General features: G+C 68.1%; 15 protein-coding genes. 4 read left to right on the top strand and 11 right to left on the bottom strand.

What is annotated here, in order from left to right:
• Positions 1-504: 504 nt before the first annotated feature.
• Positions 505-1,692, top strand: a complete 1,188-nt coding sequence (locus AC5P7A_RS12350; protein ID WP_197606874.1) for a benzoate/H(+) symporter BenE family transporter — start codon at positions 505-507, stop codon at positions 1,690-1,692.
• 23 nt (positions 1,693-1,715) lie between these two features.
• Here AC5P7A_RS12350 and AC5P7A_RS12345 read toward each other — a convergent pair whose 3' ends face one another.
• The 6 genes from AC5P7A_RS12345 to egtB all read right to left on the bottom strand — a co-directional run bounded on the left by AC5P7A_RS12345 (position 1,716) and on the right by egtB (position 7,656).
• A complete protein-coding gene (locus AC5P7A_RS12345; protein ID WP_014648914.1) occupies positions 1,716-2,261 on the bottom strand; it encodes a DUF2628 domain-containing protein in 546 nt (181 codons plus the stop codon).
• 71 nt (positions 2,262-2,332) lie between these two features.
• Positions 2,333-3,103: a GYF domain-containing protein gene (locus AC5P7A_RS12340; RefSeq protein WP_227864055.1), complete on the bottom strand. Its 771-nt coding sequence runs from the start codon at positions 3,101-3,103 to the stop codon at positions 2,333-2,335.
• 26 nt (positions 3,104-3,129) lie between these two features.
• Positions 3,130-4,020 carry an aldose epimerase family protein gene (locus AC5P7A_RS12335; protein ID WP_049442562.1) on the bottom strand — a complete coding sequence of 297 codons (891 nt, stop codon included), beginning with the start codon at positions 4,018-4,020 and terminating at the stop codon, positions 3,130-3,132.
• Between the two features lie 61 nt (positions 4,021-4,081).
• Positions 4,082-5,329 (bottom strand): lytic murein transglycosylase, encoded by a 1,248-nt coding sequence (locus tag AC5P7A_RS12330; protein ID WP_014648917.1) that lies wholly within the window; start codon positions 5,327-5,329, stop codon positions 4,082-4,084.
• Positions 5,330-5,413: 84 nt separating this feature from the next.
• Positions 5,414-6,388 carry an L-histidine N(alpha)-methyltransferase gene (egtD, locus tag AC5P7A_RS12325; RefSeq protein WP_495220172.1) on the bottom strand — a complete coding sequence of 325 codons (975 nt, stop codon included), beginning with the start codon at positions 6,386-6,388 and terminating at the stop codon, positions 5,414-5,416.
• The gene (gene egtB, locus AC5P7A_RS12320; protein WP_495220174.1) at positions 6,385-7,656 is read right to left on the bottom strand and encodes an ergothioneine biosynthesis protein EgtB; all 1,272 of its coding nucleotides are present in this window, start codon (positions 7,654-7,656) and stop codon (positions 6,385-6,387) included. The genes egtD and egtB overlap by 4 nt, the downstream gene beginning before the upstream one ends.
• A gap of 151 nt (positions 7,657-7,807) precedes the next feature.
• Between egtB and AC5P7A_RS12315 the strand changes: the two genes are divergently transcribed.
• Positions 7,808-9,088 carry a GGDEF domain-containing protein gene (locus AC5P7A_RS12315; protein WP_495220171.1) on the top strand — a complete coding sequence of 427 codons (1,281 nt, stop codon included), beginning with the start codon at positions 7,808-7,810 and terminating at the stop codon, positions 9,086-9,088.
• 3 nt (positions 9,089-9,091) lie between these two features.
• On the opposite strand, the gene AC5P7A_RS12310 is transcribed toward AC5P7A_RS12315, so the two are convergent.
• Positions 9,092-9,484, bottom strand: a complete 393-nt coding sequence (locus AC5P7A_RS12310; protein ID WP_142235477.1) for a YchJ family protein — start codon at positions 9,482-9,484, stop codon at positions 9,092-9,094.
• 102 nt (positions 9,485-9,586) lie between these two features.
• On the opposite strand from AC5P7A_RS12310, the gene AC5P7A_RS12305 reads away from it, so the two are divergent.
• Entirely contained in the window at positions 9,587-10,366 is a 780-nt protein-coding gene (locus AC5P7A_RS12305; RefSeq protein WP_032960169.1) for a sulfite exporter TauE/SafE family protein, read from the top strand.
• A 154-nt stretch (positions 10,367-10,520) separates the two neighbouring features.
• Here the strand turns inward: AC5P7A_RS12305 and AC5P7A_RS12300 are convergent, their stop codons facing one another.
• The 4 genes from AC5P7A_RS12300 to folE all read right to left on the bottom strand — a co-directional run bounded on the left by AC5P7A_RS12300 (position 10,521) and on the right by folE (position 16,799).
• Positions 10,521-13,901: an ATP-binding protein gene (locus AC5P7A_RS12300; protein WP_032960149.1), complete on the bottom strand. Its 3,381-nt coding sequence runs from the start codon at positions 13,899-13,901 to the stop codon at positions 10,521-10,523.
• A gap of 16 nt (positions 13,902-13,917) precedes the next feature.
• Positions 13,918-14,619 (bottom strand): DUF4194 domain-containing protein, encoded by a 702-nt coding sequence (locus tag AC5P7A_RS12295; protein ID WP_005421303.1) that lies wholly within the window; start codon positions 14,617-14,619, stop codon positions 13,918-13,920.
• The gene (locus tag AC5P7A_RS12290; RefSeq protein WP_032960145.1) at positions 14,606-16,075 is read right to left on the bottom strand and encodes a DUF3375 domain-containing protein; all 1,470 of its coding nucleotides are present in this window, start codon (positions 16,073-16,075) and stop codon (positions 14,606-14,608) included. Before AC5P7A_RS12290 ends, AC5P7A_RS12295 begins: the two co-directional genes overlap by 14 nt.
• Before the next feature lie 112 nt (positions 16,076-16,187).
• The gene (gene folE, locus AC5P7A_RS12285; RefSeq protein WP_134809454.1) at positions 16,188-16,799 is read right to left on the bottom strand and encodes a GTP cyclohydrolase I FolE; all 612 of its coding nucleotides are present in this window, start codon (positions 16,797-16,799) and stop codon (positions 16,188-16,190) included.
• Between the two features lie 713 nt (positions 16,800-17,512).
• On the opposite strand from folE, the gene AC5P7A_RS12280 reads away from it, so the two are divergent.
• Positions 17,513-17,968, top strand: a complete 456-nt coding sequence (locus tag AC5P7A_RS12280) for a MarR family winged helix-turn-helix transcriptional regulator (protein WP_012481667.1) — start codon at positions 17,513-17,515, stop codon at positions 17,966-17,968.
• The last annotated feature ends 87 nt before the right edge of the window (positions 17,969-18,055 follow it).

The following is an 18,055-nucleotide window of genomic DNA, read 5'->3' as shown; positions in this document are numbered from 1 at the left end:
TTCACAAGATACCTGCGCATACTTTCAAAGATCCGGGGAAGTGGCCTCAGCGCCGTTCCCGTGTGCTGCGAAGTTTCCTTCGTAGCGAGCCGCCCATTATAGCCGGCTTTTCCGCTTCGTCAACACCTTTTTTCAAGGCCGCCTCACCGGAGTGGACGTTGTTGCCGATGCTGCTTCGTCGTTGGGCCCGAGGGCCTTTCGTCGTTGCGAGCCGCCTATTATGCCGGACTTTTCGAGTCCGTCAACACCTTCGTTCGATCAACTCGTTCGCCGGTGGTGGCGTCGCTGTTCGCGTGTCGTTTCCGGGGAAGCGATGCGCTGCAGCAAGGGAGCGAATTCTAGAGATCCTGCGGATTTCGTCAAGGCTTTTTTGCAGCGTGATGACAGAAGCACCGCGCCATCACGCATGACGTACGCTCGAAGATCACTGCGGCGTTGCCCGCGCGTTGCGCGGTCAACGCCGAAACCCTTATCAATGCAGGGATGCACAGTGGAGACAGGGCAATGAGCATGCAGGTGCGGCGCGCGTGGTGGCGCGATCTTTCGATGCCGGCAATCGTCGCTGGCTTCATTACGGTACTGGTGGGCTTCGCCAGCTCGGCCGTGATCGTGTTCCAGGCGGCACAGGCCGTCGGTGCCGACCAGGCGCAGATCGCCTCCTGGATGTGGGCGCTGGGGCTGGGCATGGGCGTGACCTGCATTGGCCTGTCGCTGCGCTATCGGGTGCCGGTGGTGACAGCGTGGTCGACCCCGGGTGCAGCGATGCTGGTGGTGGGTGCCGGCGGTGCTTCGCTCTCCGAGGCCACGGGCGCATTCCTGCTGGCCGCCGTGCTGGGCCTGCTTGCGGGTTTCTCGGGGGTCTTCGCGCGACTGATGCAACGGGTACCGATGGCGCTGGCCGCCGGCATGCTGGCCGGTGTGCTGCTGCGCTTCGGGCTGGATGTGTTCGTCGCCATGAACACCCAGCTGGTGCTCGCGCTGGCAATGTTCGCCACCTGGCTGGCCGGGCGCCGGCTGTTCCCGCGCTATGCGGTGATCGCCACATTGCTGGTCGGCATCGCCGTCGCCGCGAGCCGTGGCCTGCTGCACGCCCAGCAGGTGCATCTGCAACTGGCGATCCCGCAGTGGGTGACGCCCTCGCTGTCGTGGACCGCCGTGGCCGGCATTGCCCTGCCCCTGTTCGTGGTCACCATGGCCTCGCAGAACATTCCCGGTGTGGCGGTGATGCGCGCGTCCGGCTACGACGCCCCGGTGTCGCCGTTGATCGGCTGGATCGGTGTAATCAATACGCTGCTGGCGCCGTTCGGTGCGTATGCACTGAACCTGGCGGCGATCACCGCCGCCATCTGCATGGGCCGCGATGCGCACGAGGATCCGGCACGCCGCTACACCGCAGCGATGGCGGCCGGCGCCTTCTACATTGTCATCGGGCTGTTCGGCGCCACGGTGGCCGCACTGTTCGCGGCCTTCCCCAGGGAGCTGGTGGCCTGCGTGGCCGGTATCGCGCTGTTCGGCACCATCGGCAACAGCCTGGCCAGTGCATTGGCGGTGGAGCGCGACCGCGAGGCGGCGCTGGTCACCTTCCTTGTTACCGCCTCCGGAGTTTCCCTGGCCGGGATCGGCTCGGCGTTCTGGGGACTGCTGGCCGGTGCGCTGTGCCTGCTGGTGTTGCGGGCACGGACAACGGCCTGAGCAACCCTATCAGGCCGGCATGATCAGGCCGCCATGCGGGCGACGGTATTGATCACCGCGTTGGCCGCCATGCCGATCACCACCGCCCACACGCTGGTGCCGCCACGACGCTGCAGTTCGGCACGGATGCGGTTGTGCTGCCCGGCGTGGGCAGCCTTCACTTTGCCCAGCAGTCGCGTGCAGTAGCGCAGGTACAGGGTATTGGCGGTCACCGCGATGGCGAACCGAGGCACCGCCAGCAACGCCACCGTGAGCAGCGGGTTGGCGCGGGCCGCCAGCAGCGCGATGCCGATCAGGACCAGCTCGAAGAGGATGGCTGCCAGGTACATCTTCCGGTGCAGCAGCCAGTACGTCGGCACCAGGAAGGCGGGCCAGTGCCACGGTCGCGGCGGCTTCGGCACCGGGCTGCCCAGGTGCCAGCGCTGGCGATAGAGCGCCGCGTTGGGGCCGACGAGGAGGTTCAGGTAGTCCGCGTCGGACGGAGCGGGCGCGTCGTCCACCTCTGTGGCGGGCGCAAGATAGGGATTGTCATCCGCCGGGGAAACCGGCGGAGTATCCAGATGATTCATGTCGGCGATTCCTTGCCCAGGACGATCCCGCGGTAGCGGCAGCCACCGCTGGATCTGAAGCCTTCCCGGCCTCAGCCTGCCAGCGCCTGCCCCACCAGCATCACCGCAACGACGGCGATGGCCACCACCGCCGCCGCCAGTGCATTGGTGTCACCCCGTCTGGCCAGCTCGCTGCGCAGGCGCGCCGCGTCATCTCCCACCAACGCGCGCGCGCGGGCGATCTCACGCTGGCAATGCGCCAGGTACCAGCGGTTGGCATACACCGCGGCGGTGATGTTGATGACGAGGGTGATGACCGTCGACACGCCTTCCGGAACGCCCAGCAACGCCTCGGCGATGCTGAAGAACACCAGCACGCCGGCCCAGATCGCTGCCAGCCGGTACATCCTGCGGTACACCATCCAGATCACGCCGATCAGGAACGCCGGCCAGTGCCAGGTGCCGTTGCCGTCGGCAATGCCCTGGTCGAGCCGCCAGCGCTGTCGATAGATCGGGAAGTTGCCGCCGACCACGGCGGCGTACAAGGCGATGTCGCCTTCCAGCTGCGGCGCGGTCGCGGCCACCGGCGAAGCTGCCGGCGCACGATAGGGGTCGGACGGATCAGCGGTCGATGCGCCGCTGGCGCTGACGGCCTGCGCCGGTTCAATCGACGGCGGGGTCGGATCCATCGGCGCCACCGAAGGATCCAGCTCGGCCAGCGGCCGCCACGATGCCATTCCTTCCCGCCACATCAGCGTACGGGCGGTTACCGTGCCGTCCTGCTGCAGACGGCGCAGCCCGGCCAGGTCCACCGGCCCTTCGCTCTGCTTGCTGTTGGCGTACCACCACTGTGCGTCCTGCATGCCATCCATTCCTGTCGATCCCATGGTTACTCCGAACACCCCGCCACGGCCTGCAGCGGTTCACTGGCCAGTACCTGCACCAACTGGTGGCGCGCGCCGGGTGCAAGGGCAATCTGCTCCGGCCCGGCATTGGCTACTTCCAGGCACACGTAATCGTGCCAACCGTCGCCGACATCGGCCATCTTCGCCGCCGCCTCCGCGCCCGGATTCCACGCCACCAGGGTCTGGCTGCCTTCGCTGCGGATCTCGATCCGCCGCTGCAGGACGGGATCGCGAAGCACGTAGTGGCCACCGGCACCGGTATAGATGCGGTCGCTGCGCCCCGGATCGCGCGGGTCACGCAGCGACCAGGGCCCCTGCTGCCGGCGCAGCTGCGTGTAATCCTCGTACTTGTCCAGATAGTGCAGGCCATCGAGGCCATCAACCTCGACACGACGGGCATCGCCTACCCGGAAGTAGCTGTGCAGGGCCTGGGTGAAAGCCACCGGGGACGGGCCGGTGTTCTCGGTGGTCAACTGCTGGCGCAGCTGGCGACCGATGCGCAGCTGCATCTGCAGGCGCAGGCCACACTCGGCAATCGACAGGGGCGCCAGCTGCAGCTCCAGTTCACCGTCATCGTCCTGGCGGGCCTGCAGCAGCTCCCAGCGCGCGGTGCGTACCAGGCCGTGTGCCGGCACGTCATCATCCTGGCCCTGGCGACCGAACCACGGCCAGCACACTGGAACGCCACCCCGGATCGGCGTGGGCAGCCCGGCCCGTTTCGGCGACAGCCACAGCAGGTCCGGCTGCCCCTCTGGGATGAACGACAGCAGCTGTCCGCCGAACACGCTGATGACCGCGGTGGCGCTGGGCGTGCGTATCTGCCAGGCCTCGAGCCCGTGGTACAGGCCGGTGCTGATGTCCGGGTTCGACTGCATGCTATGACGCTCCTTGAAGACCGCGGCGATGATGTCGCGGCCAGCCTGTGATCGGCAAGGTCTAGCGGGTGGCAGGCGTCCCTGCGGCTGCCTCCTGCTGCAACGCGCGCAGGATGCGCTGGCCGGCGCGCCCATCCGCATTGGCCCAGCCCAGGCGCTGCTGCTCGGCCTGGATCGCGCGGCGCGTGGCGGTGCCGATCATGCCGTCCGCGCTGCCGATGTCGTGGCCGCGGGCCAGCAGCAGGGTCTGCAGCTGGCGGCGTTCATCGCGGCCGATGCCGGGATCATCGGTCGGCCAGGCGGTGGCCAGGCCGGTGCCGCCACGCAGCTGGTCGGCCAGCGTGGCGATGGCCAGTGCATAGCTTTCGGCGGCGTTGTAGCTGTAGATCGCATCGTAGTTGCGGAACACCAGCAGCGCCGGGCCCTTGATGCCGGCCGGCAGCAGCAGGGCGGCGCGCGCGTCGGCCGGCAGATTGGGCGGCCCCAGCGCGCTGCCATCCAGCGCGGTCACGCCCTGCACGCGCCAATCGGCGAGGGCTCGACGTTGGGTGCGGCCCGCCTGGCTGGCATTGAAGCCGGGGGGAACACGGACCTCCATGCCCCACGGTTCGCCACTGCGCCAACCCGCACGCTTGAGGTAGTTGGCGGTGGACGCCAGCGCGTCGGGAATGCTGCCGACCAGATCGCGGCGGCCATCGCCGTCACCATCGACCGCGATACGTGCGTAGGTGCTGGGCATGAACTGCGTATGCCCGAAGGCGCCGGCCCAGGAACCGGTGAGCCCCTGGGCCTGCAGGTCGCCGCGGTCGATCAGCTTGAGCAGCGCCAGCAGTTCGCCACGGAAGAAGGCCTGGCGGCGGCCGGCGCAGGACAGCGTGGCCAGCGACTGCAGCAGCGGGCGCTTGCCGAAGACGCGGCCATAGTCGCTCTCCACCCCCCAGACCGCGACGATGGTGGCCGGGTCGACGCCATACTGCGCGGAGACGCGATCGAGCAGATCGCGATGTTGCTGCAGCAGGGTGCGGCCATCATCGACGCGCTGGCGGTCGACCAGCGCGGCCAGGTAATCCCAGATCGGCGTGGTGAATTCCGGCTGTGCGTCCAGCAGTCCGAGCACGCTCGGGTCCGGCGTGAGCCCGGTGGTGATCTCGTTGAAACGGTCGGCGCCGATGCCCTGGGTTGCGGCGGTGGCCTGCAGGCCCGCCAGGCAGCGGCTGAACGCCGGATCGTTGCTGGCGGCGGGAGCCGCAGGCAGCGTCGGGGTCGACGCGAGGGCGGCTGCAAGGCCGAGCGTGGTCAGAATGGGCATGGCGTCCTCCGTGTTGCCGTTGCAAGGCCATCTTAGGGGCAGCAGTGCGGCCGAACCTGAAGGGGCACCGGCTGGCCGTCCCCCCTAGGCAACGCGCAGCAGGCGCAGGCCATAGGCGGGACTTTCGGCATCCCAACGCTGTGCGACCTGCAGGCCCGCCTGCTGCAACAGCGCCTCGAAGCTGTCATCGGTGTACTTGTGGCTGTACTCGACGCGGATGGGTTCACCGGCAGCAAAGTGGAAGGTGCGGCCACCGAGGTGGACGTCCTGCGGCCACTGGCTGACCAGGTCGGTTTCGATGCGCAGCCGCGCGGTGCTGTAACGGGCGCGGTGGCGGAATCCATCGAGATCGAAATCGCTTGCGATCTCGCGGTTGAGGCGGGCCAGCAGATTGAGGGTGAATGCCGCAGTGACGCCCTGCGCATCGTTGTAGGCCGCTTCGATCAGCGCCGTGTCCTTGTGCAGGTCGATGCCGATCAGGGCCAGGCCGTCGCGGCCCATCGTCTGACGCATCGCCCGCAGCAGGGCGACGGCCTCTGCTTCGGCGAAATTGCCCAATGTGGAACCGGGGAAGAACAGCAGCCGTCGCGCGGGTTCGCGTTCGGGCATGGGCACGGCGACGGCGCGGGTGAAGTCCGCGCAGACCGGCAGCATCTCGACCTCGGGCAGCGCCGGCGCCAGGTGGTCGATGCTGGACAGCAGTGCGGCCCGCGAGATCTCGATCGGCGTATAGGCCACCGGATCCTGCAGCGCGGCCAGCAGCAACGCGGTCTTGCGGCCACTGCCGCTGCCCAGCTCCACCACATGCAGGCGCGGGCCGACCACGCGCGCGATATCGGGCAGCACCCGCGCCAGCAGTGCCAGCTCGGTGCGCGTGGGGTAGTACTCGCGGGTCTGGGTGATCTGTTCAAACAGACGCGAGCCGCGGGCATCGTAGAAGTACTTGGAAGGCAGCTGCCGCGATGCGCATGACAGACCGGCCAGCGCATCGGCCAGGATCTGCTGGCGGCTGGGGGTCAGGTCGGTCAGCGCCTGCAGCGCGTCATGCACCGTGCTCATATGAGGTCCCTGGCCAGGCGCAGTCCGGAGAACTGCCAGCGCGCCGGCGGCATGAAGAAATTGCGGTAGCTGGCGCGCACATGGCCACGGGGCGTGGCACAGCTGCCGCCGCGCAGCACCCATTGCCCGCACATGAACTTGCCGTTGTATTCGCCGAGGTTGCCGTCAAAAGAGCGGAAGCCCGGGTAGGCACCATAGGCGCTGGCGGTCCATTCCCAGACATCACCGAACAGCTGCCGCAGCCCACTGCCCCCGGCTGCCTGCGGGTGCAGGTGATCGTCATCGGCGAAATGACCGCGCAGGGGCTGCGACGCGGCGGCCGCTTCCCACTCGAACTCGCTGGGCAGGCGCGCACCGGCCCAGCGGGCGCAGGCATCGGCCTCGTAGTAACTGAGGTGGCAGACCGGCGCATGCGGATCCAGCTCGCGCCAACCACCCAGGGTGTACTCGCGCTGCAGGGCATCATCCCAGTACAGGGGGTGCTGCCAGCCTTCGGCTTCTCGCAGCGCCCAGCCTTCGCTGAGCCACCAGCGCGGTTCGCGGTACCCCCCTGCCTCGATGAAGCTGCGGTACTCGGCATTGCTGACGGGACGCTCGGCCAGGGCATGCGCGGGCAGCAGCACGCGGTGCTGCGGCGATTCGTTGTCGTAGGCAAAGGCGGCGTGCCGGGGCCATGCCGCGGCACCGACGGTGACGATGCGTTCGGGCGATTCGATCCAGCCCTGCGCCGTGGCGGTGCTGGCGACGGGCCGCAGGTCCTCGCGATACGGTGGCTGCAGTGGATTGCACCAGAACGCATGCTTGATGTCGGTCAACAGCAGTTCCTGGTGCTGTTGTTCGTGCTGCAGACCCAACTGCAGGTGGTGCAGCGCCTGCGCGTCGAGGTCACCGGCTGCCAGCCGTGACTGCACCTGCATGTCGATCTGTTGCCGGTAGTCGCGCACCTGCTGCAGCGAGGGCCGCGACAGCAGCCCGCGCTGCGGCCGCGCATGCGCCGGGCCGATGCTCTTGTAATAGCTGTTGAACAGATAGTCCCAGGCCGGGTCATGCGCGGGCGTGGTGGCGAAACCGGCCAGCACGAAGCGTTCGAAAAACCAGGTGGTATGGGCCAGGTGCCACTTGCTGGGACTGGCGTCGGCCATGCTCTGCAGCATGGCGTCCTCGGCACTGAGCGGCGCGGCCAGCTGCAGGCTGCGCGCCCGCACCTGTGCAAAGCGGCGGGCGAGATCGCGCTGCGGGGCAGCGACGGCGGTGGGTACGCTGTCCATGCCGGAAGCATCGGCGCAGGACGGTGAGCGCAACGTCATGGCACCACATCACCACGTTCACATGACAGCGGGCACGCGCATTCAAGAAGCGCGTGGGGACGCCGCTAACGGCAATGTTGCGGCCGCATCGTCACCGCACTGGACTTACCGCGTGCCCCTGCATCCGCTCCGCCAGCCTGCGCATTACCTGTTCGTGCTGCCCGCCGTGCTGGTCGTCCTGGTGCTGTGGATGGCGCTGGGCACCGAGGATGTCGCCAGCCCGGCGCAGCGCATCCTGCCCTGGCTGCTGGCCTGTCTCGGTGCAGGCCTGGCCCTGCTCTACCACCAGATGCGCACGTTGTGCCTGCTGCTGGTGGTGGCGGTGGTATTCGCCCTGCTGCACCGGGACGTCGGTGGCTACCTGCGCAGCGGCCATGTCGACGCCTTGACCCCGCTGCGCTTCCACGCGATCTCGGCGTGGGTGCCGCTGCTGTTCGCCGGACTGGCACTATGGCCGGAACGCGGACGCCGACGCCAGGACCTGCTGCTGCGCAGCGTAGTGTGCGGCGCGGCGCTGGTGATCTTCCTGCTGCTGGCGGCACAGCAGCCGCAGGGGATGCACGATCTGCTGTCGAACCGTCACTGGGCCTGGATTCCCGCCAACTGGAACGCGTTGGCGCAGTTGCCGGCGCTGCTGTTCCTGCTGGCGACCGCAGCATTGGGCTGGCAGGCGTGGCGGCATCCGCGGCCACTGCACACGGCAATGCTGCTGGCCCTGCTGTGCCTGTGGTGGATGCTGCCGCGGATCTTCCTGCAGCCGGTGCTGCTGCCGGCGCTGAGCAGTGCCGCCCTGCTGCTGATGCTGGGCGCGATGCTGCAGGAATCCTTCCACATGGCCTTCCGCGATGAGCTGACCGGCCTGCCGGGGCGACGGGCGTTCAACGAGACCCTGCAGCGGGCACGCGGTACCTACAGCATCGCGATGGTGGACGTTGACCACTTCAAGTCATTCAACGACACCCATGGTCACGACACCGGCGACGATGTGCTGCGCCTGGTGGCGTCGCGGCTGGCGCGGGTGGGCGACGGTGGCCGTGCGTTCCGCTATGGCGGCGAGGAGTTCGCGGTGGTGTTCCTGGACCGGCCGGCGGCAGCCTGTGTCGATGCCGTGGAAGCATTGCGGCAGAGCATCGAGGACACCCGCATGCAGCTTCGCGACCGCAGCACCCGCAGCCGTGACGACGAAGCCGGCCGCCAGCGGCGCGGACGCGGTGGCAGCGGCCAGGTGGTGCAGGTGACGGTGAGCATCGGGCTGGCCGACAGCTGCGTGGATCCGCGGCCGATGGCCGTGGTCAAGGCCGCCGACCAGGCCCTGTATGTGGCCAAGGACGGGGGCCGCAACCAGGTGCGCGCGCACGGCGGCCAGCGCGTTCTGGCAGCGCACAGCGCGTAGTGCTCAGACCGCGTCGAGGTAGTACCAGCGGCCGTCGAGGCGTTGGAAGCGGCTGTGCTCGGTCATCCTCACCGCGCTGCCGCCGCCGATGCGGTAGCGCGCGGTGAAGCGGACTTCGGCGCTGTCAGCACCAGTGACAGTGTGCTCGTGCACGGTCAGGCCCAGCCAATGGGTGCGCTGGCCGGGGGCATCGTCCAGCGACAGCTCGGCCGGACGCGTGTCCGGATGCCAGGACTGGCGCAGGTAGTCAGCCAGGCCACGCACATAGGCGCTGTAGCGCGAACGCATCAGGTGCTCTGCATCAGGCGCGGCTTCACCGGCATGGAAACGGCCACAGCAGGCGGCATAGTCGGCGGGAAGGCCACAGGGGCAGGGATCGGCGGGTTTTCGGCTCATGCCGGCATTGTCGCCGGGTTGCCGGGATTGATCCACGCGGGGCGGCAGTCGCCCGGAGCAGGACAGGCGTATGCTGTCGCGCCCCCTCCTTGATTGATCGCCGTGCTGGAACTGGTTCCCCCTGAGTTGTGGTGGCTGGTGGTGATCGCCTTCATCGCCGGCCTTGTGGATGCCGCCGTCGGTGGCGGTGGCCTGGTGCAGCTGCCCGGCCTGTTCACGGTGCTGCCGCAGCAGACGCCGGCGATGCTGTTCGGTACCAACAAGTTCAGTTCGATGTTCGGTACCGGTGCGGCCGCCTGGCGCTATGCGCGCAACGTGCGCTTCCCTTGGAAGCCGGTACTGTTCGCGGCCGGTACCGCCTTCATCTTCTCCTTCGCCGGGGCCACCGCGGTGAGCCTGCTGCCCAAGGATGCGGTGCGCCCACTGGTGCTGGTGCTGCTGATCGCGATGCTGGCCTACACGTTGTGGAAGAAGGACTTCGGCGCGTTGCACCGGCCGCAGGAGATCGGCCGCCGCGAACTGGCGATCGCGCTGGCGATCGGTGCGGCGATCGGCTTCTACGACGGCTTCTTCGGGCCGGGCACCGGCAGCTTCCTGATCTTCCTGTTCGTGCGCTTCTTCGGCCTGGATTTCCTGCGTGCGTCAGCGGCGTCGAAGGTGGTGAACCTGGCGACCAATGTGGCGGCAATCTCGTTCTTCGTACCGACCGGCAACATCCTGTGGCTGTTCGCGCTGCCGATGGCGGCGGCCAACATCATCGGCTCGGTGGTGGGCACGCGCCTGGCGTTGAAGGGCGGCACGCCGTTCATCCGCAAGTTGTTCGTGGGGCTGGTGGTGGTACTGATCGCGCGGATGGCGTGGGATACCTTCCGCGGTGCGTGAATGCGGTTGCCGGCCAGCGGCCGGCACTACCGGGTCATGAACGCTGCCCATGGGTAGTGCCGGCCGCTGGCCGGCATCCCCATCCGATCGGGTCAGGAACGCTGCCCATGGGTAATGCCGGCCGCTGGCCGGCATCCCCATTCAATCGACCGGGTCAGGCTTCGGCTTCTTCCGGTTCGTTGGCCTGCTGGCGGCTGCGCTCGGGCAGCTTCAGGCGCTTGCCTTCTTCGTCGTACTCGATCAGCAGCACGCCGGAGTCGTGGCGGCCGCTGATCTCGACGAAGCAGGCGCCACCGATGAACGGCTCCAGCGTCATCACCGACTTCAGCGGAGTGGCGACCACCATCTGGAAACCGAAGTTGTCGAAGATGTTCATCGCCAGCGCGGTGAACTCGTTGTCGGCCTTGTCGAAGGCTTCGTCGAGCACGACGGCGGCGTAGCTGGGCAGCTGGCTGTCGGCGCCGCCGAGCTGGTAGCGCAGTGCCGCAGCCAGGCAGGTGGTGGCCAGTTTCTGGCGCTGGCCACCGGACTTGCCCGCGCCACTACGGTAGATCTCGACCTGCTGGCGCGTTTCCGCATCCAGCTCGACGCCGATGAACTCCACGTGCATGCGTACGTCCAGCACCAGCTCGCGCCAGCGCTTGTCCTCGCCTTCCTGCGAACCCAGGCGGTTGACCAGCTGGCGCAGCACGGTGAACTGCGATTCGGCCAGCTCGCGCTGCTCGGTCTGCTGCTGCGCCAGCACCTCGCGCAGCTGCAGGTGGAACTCGCCGACTTCCGGCAGGCGGCGGTCGCTCAGTTCGATGGTCAGCAGCGTGCCACGGTTGAACGGCACCTGCTCCAGGCTGGCGTTCACTTCGTCCAGGCGCTGGCCGATCGACTTGCGGGCCTCGGCGCTGTGGCGCTGCAGGGCCAGCAGGTTGTTCTTGCTCTGGTTCTGCAGCAGATCGAAGAAGCGCTCTTCGTGCTGCGGCAGGCCGTCGCGCTCCAGGCGCTCGAGGCGGGCAAGGAAATCCTCGGCCGAGGCCACCGATACGGTGAAGTCGCCCGATTCCTCCGGCCACTGCTGGATGAAGCGACGGAAGCAACCGATCAGCTGGTTCTCGATGCGGTTGAGGTCCTGCTGCGAGGTCGACAGCTGCTCGTTCAGCGCGTTGCTGACCTGGCGCATGTGCGCCTCCAGCGTTTCCAGGCTGAGCGGGCCCTGCTCCTGCAGGCGCTCGGCGAGCCCGGCTTCCTGCTCCTGGGCAAGGCTCGGCAGCACCAGCGCACGGCTCTGCTGGCGAGCGCGGTCGAGGCGATCGCGTTCCTTGACCAGCTGCCCGCGCTCGACGCGGACGTCTTCATAGGTGCGGCGGGCCTGCTCGATGTCGGCGCGCACGGCGTCGATCTGCTTGGCCAGCTTGGCCAGGTCGGCATTGCCTTCGCGCAGGTCGCGCAGGGTGGCCTCGATATCGGTCAGGCGCTGCTGCGGGGCGGCGATGTCGATCTCGTTCCAGCTGATGCTGACCAGCTCGTGGCAGGCCAGGCGACGTTCGTTGTCGCGGTCACGCTGCCCACGCAGGCGCGCGATGTCGGTCTCGCAGCTGGCGATGCGCTTGGCCAGTTCCTGGGCTTCGCGCTCGAAGGCGCCCACCTTGTCGTGGTTGTTGAAGCCGAGGATCCAGCGACGGCGGTCGCCCACCGCACTGCGGTCGTCCTTCTCGAAGCGGTCGCCGGGATGCTTGACCTGGCCTTCTCGGGTGATGCCGCGGTCGACGTTGCGCAGCTGCTTGGCATCCACGCACTCGTAGTCGAAGCGCTTGCCGAGCTCACGGCGCAGCCAGCTTTCGAACACGTGCTCGCGCAGCTCCAGCTTGTGCAGCAGCGACTTCGCCGACGGCTCGCGCGCGAACGCATCATCGTTGCGGCGCACACGGTAGTAGGTGAAGCGCATGCCCAGGTGAGTGCGATTCACCCACTCGGCGACGTCGTTGTAGTGCTTGTCATCGACCAGCAGCGACAGCGCGAAGCCACCCAGCACACGCTCGATGGCACCCTGCCAGCCCTGCTCTTCCGAGCGGACCTGGATCAGCTCGCCGACGAACGGCAGCGCCGCCTCGGCAATGCCGGTTTCCTCGGCCAGGCGCGCGCGCAGCTTCTGCATCGGCGCCGGGATGTTGGAGGGCGTGCGCTGCATCGCTTCGAGTTCCGCACGGACTTCGCCGAAACGGCGCTCGTCATCGCGCTTGCCACCCAGGCGATCGCTGATCGCATCGTCCAGCGCCGAGGAGGCACGCTGGCGGTCCTGCAGTTCGTTCTGCGCACGCTCGACCAGCTCGGCGAAGCCGTGTGCGTCGTCCGGAAGTTCAGCCCCCAGCTGCTGCGCGGCCAGGCTTGCCTGCTCGCGCTTGGCTTGGCGGCGGTCACGCTCGGCTTCGGCGCGGCCCTGCTCGCGTTCCAGTTCCTCGATGCGCTCACCGCCCTGCTGGCGACGCTGCAGTTCCAGTTCGGCCAGGCGCTCGGTGTGGTTGTCCAGTGCGGCACGGCGCTGGGCTTCTTCCCCGAGCAGGCCACGGTCACGCACGTCCATCTCGCGCAGGCGCGCCTCGATCAGCGCCTGGCGGCGGCTTTCACGGAAGCTGTCGACGCCAAGCTTGAGGGCTTCGTCGTCGCCGCGCCGGCGGTGCATTTCCTTCAGGTCGTTGTAGTAGGCGCGTGCCGGCAGCAGGGTCTCCACCTGGCGGCGGGCGGTGACCACGGCCTGGTGCGCGCCATCGAGTTCGGCGAAGTCGCTGACCAGGCGCTCGGCGGCGTCGAATGTCTTCGGCGTGTCGAGCATGAAGTCGCGCAGGAAGACGTTGAGGTCGCCCAGGTTCTTCGCCGACTGCGTCTTGTGCAGCAGGCGCAGCGCCATCTCGTTGTCGATGCCGAGCAGGTCGCGGAAGCGCTCGGCGTAGCCGGAGAAGGTGTCGAAGTGGTGCAGGTCGGACAGCTTCTGCTTGAGCTTGCGCAGGTCCAGGTCGAAGCCGCCAAGATCCTTGGCGATGTCGAACGGACGCTCGGCGATCATGTAGTGCTTGCGCACGTCACCGGCCGAGGTTCCGTTACCGGAGATCCACAGCAGGCGCACGAGGCTGACCACGCGGCCATCGCCGGCGCGGTACTCCAGCACCAGCGCAGTCCAGGTCGCGCCCTTGCGAAGGTACTGGGTGGCGATTTCGCCAGTGCCGCTGTCCTGCTGGTCGGCCCACGCGCCACGCACGTAGGACACCAGGTTGCGGTCGCGGCCACTGCGCTCGGCTTCACGCGCGGCGGCGTTGAAATCGACGATGGCCGGCGGCGTCAGCAGCGCGGACATGGCATCGAGCAGGGTCGACTTGCCCGAGCCGGAACGGCCGACGAACAGGAAGCCACGCTCGGCGATCGGTACTTCGGTCAGTCCGTTGAACGTGCCCCAGTTGTGTACCTGCAGGCGACGCATGCGGAACTGCTGCAGGCGCGGGTCCGGCAGGCCTTCGTTGAACAGGGCGGGAGTGTGCTTGGAGATAGCCATGCGATGGTCGGGTCTCTCAGGCCTCGGCGGCCGGGGTTTCACGCAGCTGGCGGTAGACCGCCGAAAGCTGGGATACGTCTTCGGCGGAGAACAGCAGCTTCAGCGCCGGCGAGACTTCGTGGCGGTCTTCCTGGCCGCTGAGGCGGGTCAGGATGTGGTTGTCCTTCATCTTCTGCACCGCCGAGGCGACACGGCGGTTGAAGCCGGCGCGGTCGGTGGACAGGTTCTTCTCGTAGATGGCCAGCGCTTCGGCCATCTCGGCGTCGGCGACCACCGCGCGGTTGCCGCGCGCATCGGCCTCGGCCAGCTGCTGGCGCAGGTACAGCAGCAGCACCGAATCGATGAAGGTCAGCGGCGAGGTGCGCAGCAGCACCGGCGCATCCACGTCTTCGGTATCGGCCTGGCGGGTGAAGGCCACGCCGCTGTCACGGTCGAGCACCAGTTCCAGGAACAGGTCCGCCAGCGAGGAGCGGATGGCCGCCTCGCTGCGGATCAGTGCCGGCCACAGCTTGGCGTGGCGCAGCTGGTCGATGCTGGGGCCGATCAGCAGCTGGCACAGCGCGCGGCGTGCATCCAGCGGCAGGCGCCCGGTGTCGCCGAGGTAATACACGTCATTGCCACGGCGGGGCTGCGCCACGGCCGCCACCGGTTCGGCTTCGTAGGCGTCTTCCGCCACGTCGGCCTGCGGTGCGTCGATGGGATCTTCATGCCAGCTCATGGCGTCTCTCCTGGGTGAACCAAACCAGCGGGATGCGGGCGCGACGGACCTGGCCGTCGCCACCACGCCATTCGGCAAGCTCCTGCTCACCAGCGATCACGTTGCCGAAGCGCGTGCCCAGCGACAGGTAGCCGATGACGCTGCCGAGCCCCTGCGGTGCTTCGCGCTGCGACAGTGCCTGGGCGATGCTGAGCCGCGGCTGTGCATCGAGCAGGTCGTGCAGGTCGCGGCGCAGGGTGCGGAAGTCGATTTCAGACGAAGCGACCAGGTCACCGACGCTCTCCAGGCTGATGGCTGCGGCGTCGTTGTACTCGACGTTGCCATCGACCTGGGCGCTGCGCGGATCGTGCAGCTTCCACTGCGACCACGAGCGCAGGCGGCTGGTGGTCAGCTGCAGGTCGCGGCCGATGCCGCGTTGTGCGGGGAATTCGTCGCGCAGGGCCAGCGCTTCGGACTGCGCCTGCTTCAGCAGCTGGTTGAGGCGGCGCTGTTCCAGATAGCCACGGCTCTGCACGAAGCCACGCAGGCTGCGCGCGAAATTCTGCAGCACGTCGTGCACCTGGCCACCGCGCTCGAGCATGGTGCTGGTGAAGCCACGCAGGAAGTTGCGTTCATTGCGGTCCAGGCGGCGGGCGAAGCCACGCGCCAGCACCGCTTCCAGCGCGGCATCGAGCTGGGCGCTCTGTTCGGCGTCGTTGAGCAGGCGCCAGAAGGCCTGGAAGCTGCGACCGGCATCGCTCTCGCCGATCACATCCACGCCTTCGAACAGCTGCGACAGCACATCGCCGCGCTCGCCCTCGTCGTCGATGATGCGTTCGCGGAAGTCGCGGTTGAGCTGCTCGAAATCGTCGCGCACGCGACGGAAATCCTCGGTCAGCTCGTCGGCCAGGCCGATGATCTGGCGCGCACGCTCCAGCGCGCGCTTGCCATCCAGCGCGACCACGCGGCCGGCGCCGACGCGGGCGATCTCGGCGTCGATGCGGTCGCGCTCGTCGCGCAGTGCCGACAGGCGTGCGTCCGGATCCGATTCGGTCTGCGCGGCCAACTGCGAGAGCTGTTCGATGACCAGCGCCAGGCGGCTTTCGGTGGCGGCCACGCGCGCCTGCTCAAGACCATCGGCGAAGCGGATGGCCTGCAGTGCCGCAGTCGACAGCTCGTACTGCTCCTGGTCGGCGCCTTCGGGCAGACGGCGTTCCAGCCAGCCCTGGGCCAGCCAGTGCGCGATGTAGGCCTGCGCGGTACGCGGCAGCTCACGCGACAGTTCGTCGCCGTTGAGCTGGTCCAGCGCACGCTGCAGGCGCTCGTTGAGCACCGACGACGGCAGCGTGCGCTCGCCGTCCATCAGCAGCCCCTGCAGCAGGCCGATGATTTCCGGGGCGTGGTCGGCGGCAAGCAGCTTCCACTGGGGCTGTTCGCGCAGATGGCGGTAACGGGAGATGCGTTCGCGGTGCTTCATGCAGCGAAAGGAGTCATGAGGGCTGGCGGGGACGAGCAGCCGCCCGCGGCGGCCGCGCGGGCAGCCGTGGGCATGCCGGCCCGCAGAGGCCGGCGCAGTGCGGTCAAGCGGCTCAGCGCTTGCCGCCCACTTCGATGAAGCGCAGGAACTCGGCGCGGGTACGCGCGTCGTCGCGGAAGCTGCCCAGCATCTTCGAGGTGACCATGCTGACGCCGCGCTTGTGGATGCCGCGGGTGGTCATGCATTCGTGGGCACCTTCGACGACCACACCGACGCCGATCGGCTGCAGCACATCCTGGATGCACTGGGCGATCTGCGCGGTCATCTTCTCCTGCACCTGGAAACGGCGGGCGTAGGCTTCGACAACGCGGGCCAGCTTGCTGATGCCCACCACCTTGCCGGCCGGCAGGTAGCCGACGTGGACGCGGCCGATGATGGGCGCCATGTGGTGCTCGCAGTGGCTTTCGTACTCGATGTCACGCAGAACGATCAGTTCGTCGTAGCCGGCCACTTCCTCGAAGGTCCGCTCCATGTAGGCGCGCGGGTCGTCGCGGTAACCGCTGAACCAGTCGCCATAGGCTTCGGCGACACGGCGGGGGGTATCCAGCAGGCCTTCGCGGGACGGGTCCTCACCGGCCCAGCGCAGCAGGGTGCGCACGGCATCCTCGGCCTGGTCCTGGGTCACGTCGCCCTGCCGGGCGGCCTTTTCGTTGTTCTTGCTCATTGCGTACAGCGTCCCGAACGGGGGGCGAGCATCGTACCCGACCGGGGGGTGCGTCGTCCTGTTGGGACGGTTCATCGGGGGGTTCTTCCGGCGCCTCGTTGCTGCTGAGCGAGAGGGGGAAGGGGCAGGCCGGGCAGGACACGCCGCAAGTACGTCCCTGTAGGCTCGGCCACGGCATCCATGCCGTGGACGGTCCTGCCCGGCCTGCCCCTCCCCCTCTCCGACAATTTCCCGCAGGCGCGGCCGGACCGCCCGAAAGCGGGGGCAAAAGCGGGGGTTCATGACTTCGGAAGCAGCGCGCCGCTGCTGTGGTGTCTTCTGCTGCCGCTGCTGTGGTGTCTTCTGCTTTGGTGGGTGCGGACCGTTGGTCCGCACTGCTTCTGCTCTTGCTTCTAAGAGCCAACCCACCGCGCTCGCGGGGTGATGGGAAGGCAGCGGGGGCCGGGCGGGGCAGGACCGTCCGCGGCATGGATGCCGCGGCCGAGCCCCCAAGGGTGAGGGCGCTTTGCTTGCGAGGCATGCCTCGCAAGCGCCCGAACGCCCAGCCGCCAGCGGCTGGGCCGGACCCCGGAGGGGGGTTCACGGCGTGTCCTGCACCGTCCGGCCCCGCTGCCCCACCCGACACCAGGCAGGCGCAACGCTTTCCCCACTACACCCCCATTCAGAAAGACCTATTGATAGGAATGAAATTAGTAGTATCCTATCTATCTCTTATGGACCGACCCCTCGACGAGCGCACCGTGCTGCAGATGCAGCTCAGCTCCGGCCTGCTGTACGCAGGGCGGCAGTGGCAGCGCCTGGCCGACAGCCGGCTCGGCAGCTACGGCATCTCCACCGCCTGCACCATGCCCCTGCTGATGATCGGCCGCTCCGGCGGTGGCATCCGCCAGGTGGCGCTGGCCCAGCAGCTGGGCATGGAGGGTCCTTCCCTGGTGCGCCTGCTGGACAAGCTGTGCGCCAGCGACCTGGTCCGCCGCGAGAGCGACGCCAGCGACCGCCGCGCCAACCTGCTGTGGCTGACCGACGCGGGCCATGCGCTGGTCAGCGAGCTGGAAGACCAGTTGATCGGCCTGCGCCAGGACGTGTTCGGCGAGCTTTCCATGGATGAACTGCACGCCGTGCTGAAGGCATGGCGCCTGCTGGCCGAGGCCGCCGACCGCATCACGTAAGACCGCTGCCCCCGAATACCGCCGCTGCCGTGCACACGCCAGCGGCTTTTACCCGTTGCTGTTGTTTCGTTGTTCCTCCCCTCCCCC

The organism is Stenotrophomonas sp. YJH_SMC_65 (assembly GCF_059369475.1).
This window is presented reverse-complemented; position numbering and strand designations above follow the sequence as displayed.